The sequence below is a fragment of the Leptotrichia buccalis C-1013-b genome (genome assembly GCF_000023905.1).
In the GTDB taxonomy this organism is placed as follows: domain Bacteria; phylum Fusobacteriota; class Fusobacteriia; order Fusobacteriales; family Leptotrichiaceae; genus Leptotrichia; species Leptotrichia buccalis.
The window spans coordinates 1-15,561 of record NC_013192.1; the positions used below are offsets into that span (position 1 = coordinate 1).

General features: G+C 30.1%; 12 protein-coding genes. All 12 read left to right on the forward strand.

The window, feature by feature from the left end; all coding sequences use genetic code 11:
* The first annotated feature begins 686 nt into the window (after positions 1 to 686).
* Entirely contained in the window at positions 687 to 2,042 is a 1,356-nt protein-coding gene (dnaA, locus tag LEBU_RS00010) for a chromosomal replication initiator protein DnaA (RefSeq protein ID WP_012806132.1), read from the forward strand.
* A 689-nt stretch (positions 2,043 to 2,731) separates the two neighbouring features.
* The gene (gene yaaA, locus LEBU_RS00015; RefSeq protein ID WP_012806133.1) at positions 2,732 to 2,959 is read left to right on the forward strand and encodes a S4 domain-containing protein YaaA; all 228 of its coding nucleotides are present in this window, start codon (positions 2,732 to 2,734) and stop codon (positions 2,957 to 2,959) included.
* 72 nt (positions 2,960 to 3,031) lie between these two features.
* Positions 3,032 to 4,669 (forward strand): AAA family ATPase, encoded by a 1,638-nt coding sequence (locus LEBU_RS00020; RefSeq protein ID WP_012806134.1) that lies wholly within the window; start codon positions 3,032 to 3,034, stop codon positions 4,667 to 4,669.
* A gap of 27 nt (positions 4,670 to 4,696) precedes the next feature.
* Entirely contained in the window at positions 4,697 to 5,785 is a 1,089-nt protein-coding gene (recF, locus tag LEBU_RS00025; RefSeq protein ID WP_012806135.1) for a DNA replication/repair protein RecF, read from the forward strand.
* 14 nt (positions 5,786 to 5,799) lie between these two features.
* Positions 5,800 to 6,843 carry a DciA family protein gene (locus LEBU_RS00030; RefSeq protein WP_012806136.1) on the forward strand — a complete coding sequence of 348 codons (1,044 nt, stop codon included), beginning with the start codon at positions 5,800 to 5,802 and terminating at the stop codon, positions 6,841 to 6,843.
* Between the two features lie 201 nt (positions 6,844 to 7,044).
* Entirely contained in the window at positions 7,045 to 7,836 is a 792-nt protein-coding gene (locus LEBU_RS00035) for a spherulation-specific family 4 protein (RefSeq protein WP_012806137.1), read from the forward strand.
* Between the two features lie 78 nt (positions 7,837 to 7,914).
* Complete coding sequence (locus LEBU_RS00040; protein WP_012806138.1) at positions 7,915 to 8,952, forward strand: tetratricopeptide repeat protein; 1,038 nt, start codon at positions 7,915 to 7,917, stop codon at positions 8,950 to 8,952.
* 26 nt (positions 8,953 to 8,978) lie between these two features.
* A complete protein-coding gene (locus LEBU_RS00045; protein WP_012806139.1) occupies positions 8,979 to 9,893 on the forward strand; it encodes a hypothetical protein in 915 nt (304 codons plus the stop codon).
* A gap of 744 nt (positions 9,894 to 10,637) precedes the next feature.
* The gene (gene mnmG, locus LEBU_RS00050) at positions 10,638 to 12,530 is read left to right on the forward strand and encodes a tRNA uridine-5-carboxymethylaminomethyl(34) synthesis enzyme MnmG (protein WP_012806140.1); all 1,893 of its coding nucleotides are present in this window, start codon (positions 10,638 to 10,640) and stop codon (positions 12,528 to 12,530) included.
* A gap of 221 nt (positions 12,531 to 12,751) precedes the next feature.
* On the forward strand, positions 12,752 to 13,609 hold the full coding sequence (locus LEBU_RS12335) for an EamA family transporter (RefSeq protein ID WP_012806141.1): 858 nt from the start codon (positions 12,752 to 12,754) through the stop codon (positions 13,607 to 13,609).
* Between the two features lie 7 nt (positions 13,610 to 13,616).
* Positions 13,617 to 14,594 carry an ABC transporter permease gene (locus LEBU_RS00060; RefSeq protein ID WP_012806142.1) on the forward strand — a complete coding sequence of 326 codons (978 nt, stop codon included), beginning with the start codon at positions 13,617 to 13,619 and terminating at the stop codon, positions 14,592 to 14,594.
* The gene (locus tag LEBU_RS00065; RefSeq protein ID WP_012806143.1) at positions 14,584 to 15,555 is read left to right on the forward strand and encodes an iron chelate uptake ABC transporter family permease subunit; all 972 of its coding nucleotides are present in this window, start codon (positions 14,584 to 14,586) and stop codon (positions 15,553 to 15,555) included. The genes LEBU_RS00060 and LEBU_RS00065 overlap by 11 nt, the downstream gene beginning before the upstream one ends.
* Positions 15,556 to 15,561: the final 6 nt, after the last annotated feature.

A 15,561-nucleotide genomic window follows, 5' to 3' on the forward strand; every position in this document is an offset into this window, starting at 1 on the left:
TGCCATTTTTCTTTTTATTGAATTTTTTGATTTATTATTTATTTAACTAGGGTTTAGTGTAGTGTTTTATTTAGTAGAAGTTATTTTAATAATAGTATGATTTTGAGATTTAAAAATTGTGATTGTTTTGCTATAAGTTTAAACTTATTTAGTTTGAGTTTAAAATATAGAAATATAAATTGAAATTATTTTAGAAGTGTATAAAAGATTATATGTGGAAAAGTTTTTGAGTTTTCCACAATTATATAATATTAATATAATATATATTATTATATATATTATTATTATGCACTGTGGAAATGTGGGAATACTGATAAATAAAGGTTTTGCCAGAGAATAACCTGTGGAAAACTTTTACTGATTTTGTGGAAAACTTTTTTCCACAATGTTATCCACATAGTTTTCAACAATGAATGTGGAAAAGTGGAAAACCTGTGGAAAAGATGTGGAAATTTGCTAAAATTGGGGGTATAAATTTTATGTGGAAAACTTTTTAAAAATTGCTATAATACTGATAAATAAAGGATAAATACATAACTTGTGTATGTGGAAAACTATGTGGATAACTTTTTGTGGAAATCTTGATTATTTATTTTATTTATGTTATATTCATAATGAAAAATGTGGAAAACTTTAAAAAAATTTTTTGGTTTAGTTTGTAGAATAACAAAAAGGAGAAAGAATAAATGAATGTTGGAAAATTGTGGGAAAAAATAAAGAAGATTATGAAAAAAAGAGTAAGTGAAGCAGAATTTGAAGCATTTTTTAAAAATGTGGAAGCAACTAAACTGGAAGATAATAAATTGACTCTGGTATGCAATTCAAAGCTGATACAACAGAATGTGGGAAAATATAAGGGTCAAATGGAAGAAATTGCAGAAATTATAACAGATGAAATAATAACTATAGATTTTGAAATAAAAAAACAGGATATAATGTCATATAAGCCTGAAATTCATAGTTTTTCTAGAGAATCAAAGGAAAAATCTTCAGCAATATATACTGGATTAAATCCAAAGCACAGATTTGATAACTTTATTGTTGGTGAAAATAGTAAATTAGCCTACAATGCCTGTCTTGCGGTTGTAAACAATCCAACTCCTGTTTATAATCCGCTTTTTATTTATGGGAGTTCAGGACTTGGAAAAACCCATCTGATGCAGGCTGTAGGAAATGAAATATTAGAAAATAATCCAAATAAGCGTGTCTATTATTCAACATCGGAAGAATTCGCAAATGAGTTCTTTAAAGTGCTAAATGGCGGACGAATTCAACATTTTAGGGATACATTTAGGGCATTGGATGTACTATTGCTGGATGATATACAGTTCTTTGAAAAGGTTTTTGGACGCGGGGAAGGAACTGTGGAGGAAGAGTTTTTCCACACATTTAACAAGTTGCAGGAACTGGGAAAACAGATAATAATGATTAGCGACAAGTCGCCAAAAGAAATAAAGAATCTCTCAAAGCGTCTGGAATCACGTTTTTTATCAGGATTAACCGTTGAAATCCAGAGTCCAGGTTTTGAAACAAGAATGATGATATTAAAAAACATGGCGAAAACTCAGGATATAGAAATAGACGACAGTATTTTGGAATATATTTCAGATTCCTTAAATACGAATGTAAGGGAACTTGAAGGAACATTGACAAATCTAAATGCACGTGCAAAACTTCTAAATGAAAAAATAACATTACAGTTAGTTCAGGAAATGCTTATGCACAATGTAAAGCGTGAACAGTCAAAAATAACGGCAAAAAAAGTAATGGAACAAATTTCCTCACAGTATGGTGTCAGCATAAACGATATGATATCCAAGAAAAGACAGAAAAAAGTTGTTGAAACACGACAAATTGCAATGTATTTATTAAAAAACAATGATGATTTAGACTTAAGTTTGACTGCAATTGGAGGGCTTTTCGGCGGAAAAGATCATAGCACAGTTATAAGCAGTATCAGGAAAGTTGAAAAAAAAACTCGCGAAGATGTACTGTTTAAGAAGGAAATAGACATGCTGAATAAAAAAATATTTAAAGTATAAAAAAATATTATTATTTGAAAAAATGTTGGAGCATCATAAAAAATTATATAATATTGTAGCATTGTGGAAAATGTGGAAACATTGTGGAAAACTATGTGGAAAAGTCTGATGAAAAATTTACAAGTTTTCCACAGTGGAAAACTTTTTCCACAAAAAAATTATTAATTGAATAATTTTAAGTTAATTATTAAATATTTATAAAATAAATAAAATAAAAATATCGAATGTGGAAAATTTAAATTTTTTTTCCACAGTATATAAAAAAGTTATCCACAATATTGTTGAAAAAAATATATAGAATAGTTATGATAATAAAACCTTTTGTGGAAAAATAATAATCGAATGTGGAAAACTTAAATATAGTTATCCACAATTTAAAAAAAAGTTATCCACATTTGTGGAAAACTCGAAAACGATTAAAATATAATGAAATAATAATTGGAATAGTATAATAAAAATAAAAAATGAAAAAGTTATCCACAATAGTAAAAAAGTTATCCACAATGCAATGTGGAAAACTATTCATATAGAAAATCCTTTAAAAATCAATATAAAACACAATTGTGGAAAAGATGTGGAAAAAGTTATCCACAAAAAAATTGAGTTTTCCACATAAAATTTAAACATAAATTTGATTAATGATTGGAATTTAAATACAAAGAAAAAATTTAGAAGGAGATGATAAGAATATGGAAAATAAAATTGAAGAAGTGGTGATAAATACTGAGTTTATAAAATTGGACCAGCTTTTAAAATGGGCAAATTTCACAGGTTCGGGAGTGGAAGCGAAAATGTTTATTCAGAATGGTGAAGTAAAAGTAAATGACGCTGTGGAAACTAGACGTGGGAAAAAAATTTATGATGGGGATGTTGTGGAGTTTGCTGGAGAAAAAGTTGCTGTAAGGGCAAAGCATTAAATAGTTTACTGATTTACTAAAAAGATAAATAGTCGTGAAAGTAGGTTGTAGAGAATTTAAGGGGAGATTGTTATGAAAAAAGGTATAGGAATTGGAGTAGAAGATTTTAGTGAAGTAATAAAAGAGAATTGTTATTATATTGACAAAACAAAATGGATAGGAGAAATTTTAGAGGATAAATCAAAAATAAAGCTGTTCACACGTCCTAGAAGATTTGGGAAAACGCTTAATATGTCGATGTTAAAATATTTTTTTGATATTGAAAATAAAGAAGAAAATAAAAAGTTATTTAGTGAACTTGATATTGAAAAATCTGAATATATGTCTGAACAGGGACAGTATCCAGTAATTTTTATTTCACTGAAAAGCATAAAGGCAAAAACTTGGGAGGAAGCAATACAGGAAATTAGACTGCTGGTTTTAGAATTGTTTTCTGAGTACAAGTATCTTCTAGAAGATTTGGATGAGTATGACTTGCCTAGATTTAAGAAGTATTTACTGGGCAATGCAGATTTTTCTGAGTTAAAAAATGCCTTGCTGTTTTTAACTAGAATATTATTTCAGAAGTATAAAAAAGAAGTTATCTTATTAATTGATGAATACGACAGTCCTTTGATTTCTGCTTATGAACATCATTATTATAGCGATGCCATCGCATTTTTTAAAGTATTTTACGGAGAAGCACTGAAAACTAACCAGTATTTAAAAATGGGAGTTATGACTGGGATTATAAGAGTTATTAAGGCTGGAATATTTTCTGACTTGAATAATCTAAATGTTTATTCTATTTTAGAAAATGAATATTCTGAGTTTTTTGGTTTTAATCAGGATGAGATTGAAGAAACTCTTGAATATTTTGATGTAAAGTATGAACTTTTTGATGTTAAGAATTGGTATGATGGTTATAAATTTGGTGATTCTGATGTATATAACCCTTGGAGTATTTTAAAATTTTTAAAATCTAAAAAAATTGGTTCTCACTGGATTGATACTTCTGGGAATTTCTTGATTAATCAGATTTTGAAAAATACAGATTCTGAAATTATGGAAACTTTGGAAGCTCTTTTTAATGGAGAAACTGTTGAAGAAAATATCAGTGGCAATTCTGATTTATCCAGTTTGCTGGGGCAAGAGGAAATTTGGGAACTTCTTTTATTTAGTGGATATTTGACTATTAATGAAAAAATTGGGGAAGACTATGAGGATGTGTATTCCTTGAGATTGCCTAATAGGGAGGTAAGGGAGTTTTTTAGGAAAAAATTTATTGATGTAAATTTTGGGGAAAGTATGTTTAGAAAGGCTATGGAAGGACTTAAAAACCTTAAATTTGACATTTTTCAAAAATATTTACAAAATATTTTATTAAAATCAACAAGTTTTATGGATACTAAAAATGAAGACTTTTATCATGGATTAGTCTTAGGAATGATGTTTTATCTGGATAATCATTATTATGTAAAATCTAATGAAGAAAGTGGCCTTGGAAGATATGATGTTGTAATTGAGCCAAAGAATAAGAACAATAGAGGGTTTATTCTAGAGTTTAAAGTTGTTAAAAATGAAGATAATCTGGAGAAAGTCTCGGAAGAGGCGATAGAGCAGATAACAGAGAAGAAGTATGATATTGGGTTAAGAGATAGAGGTATTAAGGATGTTACTTTTGTTGGAGTTGCTTTTTGCGGAAAAGTGGTAAAAGTCAGTTACAGATAGTTATAGTGTGAAAGGGAAGAAATAGCGATGTATTTGGATCAGATTAGTTTTAATAACTTTCGGTGCCTTGTGGATGGGAAGTTGAAGTTTGACAGGTATTTTAATTTAATATATGGGAAGAATGGACAGGGGAAGACATCGCTTATTGAGGCTGTTCATTTTTTGGCTACGGGGAAAAGTTTTAGGACTAAGAAGGTTAAGGAGATTCGCAAGTATAACTTGAACAGGCTGATTGTGTTTGGGAAGTACAGACATAAGGATTTGTCGGAAAATATTATTGCTATTGATGTTAATGAGGATAAGAAGGACTTTTATATTGATAGGGAGAAAAATAAATATATAAATTATGTGGGGCTTTTGAATATTATTTCGTTTATTCCTGAGGATATTGAGCTGATTATTGGGAATCCCGGCATTAGAAGGAATTTTTTTAATTATGAGATTTCGCAGGCGAAAAAGGAGTATTTGCAGTCGATTGTGAATTTTGAAAAAATATTGAAGGTAAGAAATAAACTTATAAAGGAAAAAAAGACTGGGGAGGAAATTTATAAGATTTATAATGAAAAATTTATTGAGGAAGGGCTGAATATCGTTTTAAATCGACGGGAATTTATAAAAAAATTGTCGATTCTTCTAAATTTGAATTACCGAAAATTATTTGATGAAAATTCGGAGTTGAAATTAAAATACGACTGTTTTCTTGGGGATGTGGAAAAGAAAACAAGGGAAGAACTGAAAGAAAAATTTGAGATTTTGTGCAGAAGGAAAAGTGAGAGGGAAAAATTTCTCGGATATAGCCTGCTCGGTCCGCAAAAAGACGATTTTGTCTTTGAGTTAAATGGGAAAAATGCAAAGGCGTATTCTTCACAAGGGGAGAAAAAATCTATAATATTTTCGCTAAAAATTTCAGAAATTGATATTTTAATAAAGGAAAAAAAGGAGTATCCGATATTTATAATGGACGACATCGCTTCGTATTTTGATGAAGTCAGAAAAAAAAGTATTTTAAGTTATTTTGTAAATAAAAAAATCCAATGTTTTATAACTTCGACAGAGGATTTAGGTATAGAAGGGAAAAAATTTATTGTAGAAAAGGGGAAAATAATTAATGAATAAAAAGGGGTTGAAAAATGGACGGAATTAAGGATTTAAAGAATTTGGCACTGGAAGCGATTGAGAAAAGAAGTTCACTTTTAAAGAATGAAAAATATATTTTGTGGAAAATCAAGAAAAACTGGACACATATTGTGAATGGTCCTATTGGCGAAAAAACTTATCCAAAGAGCTTGTTTAATGGAAATCTGGTTGTAGTAATTAATGATGGAATTATTTATCATACAACGATAATGTATGCAGAAAATATAAAGGATAAAATAAATACGTTTTTGAATGGAAAATTTTTGGAAAGTATTGAATTTACGAAAGTAAATTACAAAATAAAGCGTGATTTGCTGGATGAACTTATTGAAAATGAGGAAAAAAGAGGGACAATTCGGGTTGGGGAAATCCCTAGAGGGAATGTTAAGGAAAAAAGGGGAAATGCTGGTTCAGAAAATAAAATTACAGAAAAAGTGAAGGATATTGTGCTTTCTGCACAAGAAATTAAAGAAATTCACGAGAATATTGATAAAATTGATAAGAAGTATGAAGATATTGCCAGAAGGCTGGAAAAAATTGTGATAAAGCTGAAAAAGAGGGAAAAATATCTGAAAAATAACGGATACATTGAATGCGAAAACTGTAAAATCTTATTTTTTCCGGAAAGTAAAGAGAAAATTTGTTTTGAATGTAGGATGGAAGAGGAAAATCGAAAATTTCAGAATATGTCAAATTTAATAAGAAATAATCCATATATATCTGAAAAACAGGCGGTAAGAATGACAAATACTGATAAATCCACATATTACAAGGCACGAGATATTTTGGCACAGCAGACTTACAACGACATGCTTTATTATTGCCTTGAAAAAAACAAGGAAATTTCGTTAAATGAAGATTATAAATTTGAAATTCGGAGTGAATCAAGGGAAGATGTGGAAAAATTTATAAAAAATTATGTAGATTATAAAATTGGGAGCGATAATGAGGACGTTTTTAAGATTGAGAGAAAGTGGGCTTTGAGAAAGTTGCGGAAGGATATGAAATTTAGGATTGAGAACAATAGGAAGTATTGATTTTAAAGGATACTTTGTTAAAAAATTACAATAATTCCTAAAAATATGATAAAATGATATAACTCGGTTTAAGAATAGTATTACTTTAAAACGGAACTTTAAAATTTTAATTATTAAAAGTTTTAGGTATTTTCGTTTTTGCTAATTTAGTTTTATATTAATTTGAGTATATTTTAATTTTGAAAGAAGGTAAAAAAGTAAATGAAGAAAATATTTTTAATAATAGGAATGCTACTCGGAATCAATGGGTTTTCAGATAAAAATGTTAATAAAAATAATGTGAAAATAAAGCAGTCTGTGATAGCTACGACGTACACTTATCCAGATGGAAAAAATTCGTTTTGGAGTGATGTTTTGACACTTGGGAAAGAAAAAGTTCCTTATGTTTTGATAAATCCAAATAATGGAGCAGGGAAAAAGATGGAAGTGAATTATGCGGCTCAAATTAAGAAAAATAAGGAGGCTGGAATTAAGAATATTGCCTATATTGCGACAACTTATCAAAGAAGAAATATTAAGGAAGTAAAGGCCGAAGTTGACAGATATTTTGAATTTTATGGGACAGACAGTATAAATGGATTCTTTTTTGATGAAATTGCTTCAAGTACTTCTCAGCAGGTAAGCTATATGAAGGAAATCTTTGATTATGTAAAAAGCAAGTCAAAAAATAATCTTGTAATTGCCAATCCTGGAGCACCGATTACAGATGCAATTTCTCCGTATGCGGATATTTTTGTGACAAGTGAGGTAAGTACGAATACATATATCAAGAAGTTTGAAAAGCCCAAATCTAATTTTGAAAATAACCAGTCAAATGCAAAACATATCTGGCATATTGTGCATAGTGCTGCTCCAAAGGAGTATGCTGAGATTATAAGGCTGTCAAGAGAGAGAAATGCTGGGTGGCTGATGATAACGGACGATATTATGCCAAATCCTTATGACAGGAAACCGTCTAAATTTATAGAAATGGTAAATATGATTAATAATTAAGTTTGTAGTATTCAAATCTTAAAGTTATTTGATTTTTATCAATTAATTGAAAAAGATATAAATATAAATGGAGAAAAAATGTATATAGAAGAATTATTAAAAGAAGCGGATAAAGCGATGGAAAATTACAAGTACGAAGATGCGCTTGTGTATTTGAAGTCGGTACTTGAAATTGACGAAAGCAACTATTCAGCACTTATGACACTTTCCAAAATTTATTCAGATTTTGGAATGTTTGAAGAAGCGAGGGAATATGCGGAAAAATTGCAGAAAAAGTATCCTGACAGCAAGGATACGCTTTTTACATTGGGATTTGTCTATCAGTCGCTCGGAAGACTGAAAAAGGCTATTTCGCTTTATAAAAAATTTTTGGAAATAGAAAAAAATTATTTTGTGTATTTGAATATGGGAATGTCTTATGCTTTGTTAAAGTATTATAGAAAGGCGATAGAAAATATTGACAAGGCGATAGAAATGGAGCCTGAAAGCTCAGAAGCATATATTGAGAAAGGCGACTGCCTTACAATGATGGGTAAATATAACGAGGCAATTTCTGAATACGAAAAACTTTTAAACTCGAAATTTAATCAAGTGGAGGAATTTTTACTTTACGCACGAATGGGCGATACAATGGCATATGCAAATGATATAAAGGCGGTTATAAAATATTACAATATCGCTATAAATTGTGAAAATGTAGAAGATTACATATTTGAGGATTATTATGAAATATTGTTTAGGGCAGAGGAGTTTGAGGAAATAAAACTTCTGCTTTTAAATTATGAGAATGCTACATATGAGAATAAAAGGCTTTCGAGAATAAAAATGCTAAATTTGCAAGGAAGATTTTTTGTGAAAACGGAAGATTATGAAAATGCACAGAAGGTTTGTGATAAAATGATTATTTTAGAACCTGAAAATATTCGCCATTACGTGAATTTGGTATATGTGCTGGAATTACAGCATAAATATGACGAAGCACTTGAATATGTGGCTAAAATGGCTAAATTTACAGAAGATAAGGAATTTTTGAAGGAACTGAAAAAGAGATTGAGAAAAAATAAGAGAAAATTTGAAAAAGCAAACGAAAAAAGTTTAGAAAATAAAGAAAAGTAAAAATTTAGAAATTATGAGGATTTTAAATGGAAGAAAAAAATTATGAAGTTAATAAAAAATATGATGAAAAAATATTGATAAATATACTGAAAAATTTTGATAAAACTGGAGAATATGTTGTAGAGCCAGGAAGAAATGAAATAAAAAAGTTTGAGATATATATTGAAAATAATTTAAAAAAAGGGAATGAAAAAAAGAAAAAAAATAATAACATTGAAAATACTGAAACAAAAAAAATGGTAAATGTAAAAAAATTTAAACAAAAAGATTTTATTACAAACTTTTTTTACAAATTTAAAGGCTCAAAAGCAAAACGTTCTTACGAATATGCCAAAAAATTGCTGGAATGCAAAATAAAAACGCCAGAGCCAATTGCATATTTTGATGATTTTGTAAACGAAAACAATAAAAAGAACAGTTATTATATAAGCGAGGAATTAAAATATGATTTTACTTGCAGGGAAGTTTTCTGGCCTGAGGATATTGAACGGGACAAGGCTGAACAGGGGGAAAATTACAAGATAAGCGAAGAAACGGAAAGAATGCTTGCAAAAGTAGAAAAAAATCGTGAAAAAATCATAAGACAGTTTGCAAAATTTTCTTTTGACTTGCACGAAAATGGTGTAGAATTTGAAGACTATTCACCAGGAAATGTGCTGATTAAGGACAAAAGCGGGAATTATGAATTTTATCTTGTGGACTTAAATCGAATGAAATTCGGAGCGAAACTGAATTTGGACAAACGAATGAAAAATGTTTCAAGAATGATGGAAGATGAAAAAATAGCCAATATTTTTTCTAATGAATACGCAAAGTATTATAAACAGAGGGAAGATCTAGTTTTTAGATATTTGAGATATTATATTAGAAAGCATAAGAGATATGTGTATTTTAAGGATATTACTCGTCCAGTAAGGAATGTTTTTAAAAAGAAAAAGTAAATTTGTTTAATAATTTTAAAATTTATTTAATACTAAACCCCGTTTGAAAATAAGAAGAAATTTTTATAATAGGGTTGTTCGATAGTTAATAATCATTCAGTTTATTTTCGTAGGATTGCTCATTGCCGCAAATCCTACAACCTATGGCTAGTCTACGACATTTTTCTGCACTGACAAAAAACTCGCTATGCTCAGACAGTTTTGCCAGCACAGAAAAATGCTTCGACGGATTAGTTTATATTAGGCTCTGTTTAAAAAATGAAAATTATATTTTAATTATTTAAAAATATTAGGTTTATAATCCTTTATTAGAAAAGTTTGTAATAAATTCGTTATTTAAATGGGGTTTATTATTAGTCAAACAATCTATTATTATAATTAAATTAAAATTGTCGTGATTTTTTTGGAATGAAATTGACTGTTTGAGCTTTTTTAGACTTTTTAAATTTTGATTAGTTTAAAGAGTTGACAATAACTTTTGTTAAAAAGCGAGTTTCAATTTTATTTCAAAAAAATGCTTAGACGAGCCGGGATTGTAAAGGGGATGGCGACTGATCCCCTTTACGTTTAGAAAAAATAAAAGTATTGAGATAAACAAAAAAATAAATATTAATAAAAATAATCTTTGTCAATTTTAAATACAATTATTAAGATAAATATTTAGAGTTTAAATTTAATTTTTTGATAAGATTATTAAATAGGAATGGTAAAAAAATAGATTAAATTGAAAGGAAAATTTTAAAAATGAAAAATTATGACATAATTGTTGTTGGAGCGGGACATGCTGGGGTGGAAGCTGCTCTTGCAGCGGCAAGACATGGACTGAAAACAGCATTATTTACAATATATCTTGACAATATTGCAATGATGTCGTGCAATCCATCTGTTGGAGGTCCTGGAAAAAGCCATCTGGTTTCGGAACTTGGAATGCTTGGTGGAGAAATGGCACGGCATATTGACAATTACAATTTGCAGTTAAAGAATTTGAATCATACGAAGGGGCTGGCTTCACGAATTACAAGGGCTCAAGCCGATAAATACTGGTACAGGATTAAAATGAGGGAAATTATCGAAAAGCAGGAAAATTTAGATTTGGTGCAGGGAATTGTTGTAGATTTGATTGTGGAAAATAAAAAGGTTATGGGAGTTGAAGACAATCTTGGGATAAAATATGGGGCAAAGGCTGTTGTTTTATGTACAGGAACGTTCTTAGACGGAGAATATGTTATGGGGGATGTAAAATATTCGTCAGGGCGGCAAGGAGAGCCTGCGAGCGTGGATTTGCCTGATAGACTTGTGGAATATGGCTTTGAGCTGGATAGATACCAGACAGCCACTCCTCCGAGAATTGACAAATCTTCAATTGATTTTTCAAAAACAGAGGAATTAAAGGGAGAGGACAAGCCACGATATTTTTCTTACGAAACAAAAAAAGAATATAATTCTACTTTACCAACTTGGCTTACATTCACCACACCTGAAACAATAAGAGTGGGACAGGAAATGCTTAAATATTCACCAATTGTTACAGGAATTGTAAGTACGAAAGGTCCACGGCACTGCCCTTCCCTTGACAGAAAGATTATGAATTTTCCAGAAAAGACAAATCATCAGATATTTCTGGAGCAGGAATCTGTAGAATCAGATGAAATCTACATAAACGGATTTACTACAGCAATGCCTCCATTTGCACAGGAAGCAATGTTAAAAACGATTAGTGGGCTAGAAAATGCTAAAATTGTGCGTTACGGGTATGCTGTGGAATATAACTTTGTACCTGCGTATCAGTTAAAATTAACTCTTGAAACAAAAGTTCTGGATGGACTTTACACAGCGGGAACGATTAATGGAACGAGTGGATATGAAGAAGCAGCCTGTCAAGGATTTATGGCGGGAGTGAATGCTGCGAGAAAAATTTTAGGGAAAAAGGAAATTGTGATTGACAGAAGTGAGGGATATATCGGTGTTTTGATAGACGATATAATAAATAAAAAAACGCCAGAGCCTTATCGTGTATTGCCTTCAAGAGCTGAATACAGACTGACTTTGCGTCAAGACAACATTTTTATAAGACTTTTGGAAAAAGCGAAGGAAATTGGGTTATTAAATGCTGAAAAATTGACAGAACTTGAAAATACGTGTCAGGAAATTGAAAACGAAATCGAAAGACTGAAGAGCATTACAGTTTATCCAACTAAGGAAAATAATGAAAAATTACTTGAAATTGTAGAAAAACAAAATCAATCTGAAAGTGCGGAAATTGAAAAAACTAGTAAAAATAGCATGAACAGCCCTGTTTCAGCTTTTGAATTTCTTGCGAGAAAAGAAATTAACTATAATAATTTAAGTGAATTTGTGAAAACTGTGAAATTGTCGGATTTAGCGAAGGAGCAAGTGGAAATAAATGCGAAATATAACGTATTTATTGAAAGGGAAAAGGCACAGATTGAGAAATTTAAAAAACTGGAAAAAATGATAATTCCAAAGGATTTTGACTATGAAAGCGTAAAAGGACTTAGCAATATTGCTATTTCTGGGCTTATATATGGACAGCCTGAAACGATTGGGCAGGCTAGTAGAATTAGTGGAGTTACTTATAATGATATTTCGCTTTTAATTGCGATTTTGAAGAATTGATAAAATTTTTAAGAGGATTGACTATAATTTTATTGAAACTGTGTATTGTAAAGATAAGGATGAGAATAGAGTTTATTAATTTGTAAATTCAGTGAAATAGATTATTGTGTTTGGAAGTAGAATTTTGGGATTCTGCTTCTTTTTTTGTAAAAATGTCATAATTTTGTCAAATTTTGGGAGTAAGATATATTCAGAGTTAAAGGGAAAAAGGAGACATAGAAATGTGGATTGTATTTGCATTTGCTTCGGCTATATTTGCAGGATTGACGGCAATTTTGGCAAAAATAGGAGTAAAAAATGTTGATTCGAATGTTGCAACAGCTATAAGGACAGTAGTAATTGTAATATTTGCAGGTTTTATGGCTTTTATGATTAAAGGTTATGAAAGTGAGCTAACATTAAAATCCTTAACTTTTCTTATCCTTTCAGGAATTTCGACAGGATTATCGTGGCTATGCTATTTTAAGGCACTTCAGGTTGGAGATGTGAATAAAGTTGCTCCAATTGATAAATCGAGTACAGTATTAACAATGATTTTAGCATTTTTATTTTTAAGAGAAGCGTTAACGGTAATAAAAATCGTAGGTATTTTGATGATTGGTACAGGAACATATCTTATGATAGAAAAAAAAGAAAATACTAGTTATGAAAATACTGGTAAAAAATCATGGTTATTTTATGCTATCTTATCAGCAGTATTTGCTGCTCTTACTTCAATACTGGGAAAAGTTGGAATTACTGGAATAGAGTCAAATTATGGAACAGCAATAAGATCGGTTGTTGTACTTGTAATGGCCTGGATTGTAGTTTTTACAGCGAAAAAGCAAATAGAAGTAAAGAATATAGATAAAAAAACATTTATATTCTTGGTTTTATCGGGAATTACAACAGGATTATCATGGCTTACAATGTATCGGGCATTGCAGGATGGACAAGCTAGCGTTGTAGTTGCTATTGATAAATTGAGCATTTTGTTTACTGTGGCATTTTCGTATGTTGCATTTAAGGAAAAGTTGAATATTAAATCATTTGCAGGATTGATAGGAATTACAGTTGGAACTTTAATTCTTTTGATTTAGAGAAATTATGGAGGTGACAAAAATAAAAGGAAATAATAAAAATATTATTTTTTTAATAATAATTTTAGTAATACTTTCAATTGTTTCATTATTGACAGGAGTCCAGAAATTTACTCTTGAAAACTTACTTTTGGGAAAAGAAACACAACTTCTTATAATAAGCAGAATTCCTAGACTAGTCAGTATTCTTGTTACAGGAGCAAGCCTTGGAATAGCGGGAATAATTGTTCAGACGATAAGTAGCAATAAATTTGTATCTCCCTCGACAATAGGAACTATGGACTGGGCAAAGTTTGGGATAATGATTTCCCTTATATTTTTGGGAGATAAGTCAACTCTTTTAAAAATGACAGTTGCTTTTATATTTGCACTTTTTGGAACTATGCTTTTTATGAAGGTTTTGAGCAAAATGAAAATAAAAAATGTTGTAATGATACCATTAATTGGGATAATGCTTGGAAATGTAGTAAATTCAATTACAGGCTTTGTGGCTTATAAATTTGACTTAATTCAGAATATAGGCTCGTGGATGCAAGGGAATTTTGCTTTAGTTGTAAAAGGAAGGTATGAATTGATTTATATTGGAATTCCGTTTTTGGTGCTGGCATATATTTACACGGATAAGTTTACGATTGTAGGAATAGGAAAGGATTTTTCGGCTAATTTAGGGCTAAATCGTGAAAAAATTACATTTATAGGGCTGATAATAGTATCGGTAATAACAGCTTCCATTGTCGTTACAATAGGGACAATTCCTTATGTAGGGCTGATTATTCCAAATATTGTGAGTATTTATAAGGGGGATAACATGAAAAAATCTCTTCCAGATACGGCAATTTTAGGAGCATTATTCGTATTAATCTGTGATATTGCAGGAAGAATTGTGATGTATCCTTATGAAGTGTCTATAAGTGTTATTATGAGCATTGTTGGAAGTTTGATATTCTTGATTCTTATTTTTAGGAGGTATAAATATGCCAATTAAAAATTTAGACAAAAGTAGTCAAATGAAAAAAATAATAATTTTAATGGCACTCTCTCTTTTAGGGATGTTGTTATTCATATTATTTGGATTAACTTTTGACAATATGAGCTTTAATTTACCAAGGCGGGCTTTAAAGGTTCTTGCGATTGCGATTGTAAGTTTTTCAATCGGATATTCTTCGATAGTGTTTCAAACGATAACTGGTAACAGGATTTTAACGCCGGGAATTATGGGGTTGGATTCGCTTTATATGTTTATTCAGACTGTTGTCGTGTATTTTTTTGGAAGTAGACAGCTTGCTATGATGACTGACACATTTCAATTTTTTTTTTCGGGAATTATAATGGTGGGAGCTTCTCTTCTATTATATGTATTTCTCTTTAACGGAAAAATGAAAAATATATATTTTCTAGTTTTGATTGGAATAATATTTGGTGGATTTTTCAATGGTCTTTCCAATTTTATGCAGATGATGCTAGACCCTAATGAATTTCTTGTATTACAAGGGAAAATGTTTGCAAGTTTCAGCGCAATTAATGTAAAACTGATTGGAGTATGCCTTGTTTTGATAATTTTTTGCATAATATCAATAATACCTGATTTGAAAAGGCTGAATGTTTTATCACTTGGAGAAGATCATGCTATTAATTTGGGAATTAATTGTAAAAGGCTGATAAGAAAACAGATGATTGTGATTTCAGTGTTAATATCGGTGTCAACTGTGCTTGTGGGTCCTGTAACATTTTTAGGACTTTTAGTGGCAAGTCTGGCACGGGAAGTTGTAAAAGGCTATAAACACAGAATAATGATAATAATCGCTTTTCTTATAGGAAATATAGCATTAATCTATAGCCTGTTCATAGTTGAAAGATTATTGAATTTTTCGGCGACAATAAATGTAATAATAGATTTTATTGGCGGAATTTACTTTATTTACCTTATTACAAGAAACCAGGCTTAAAAACTG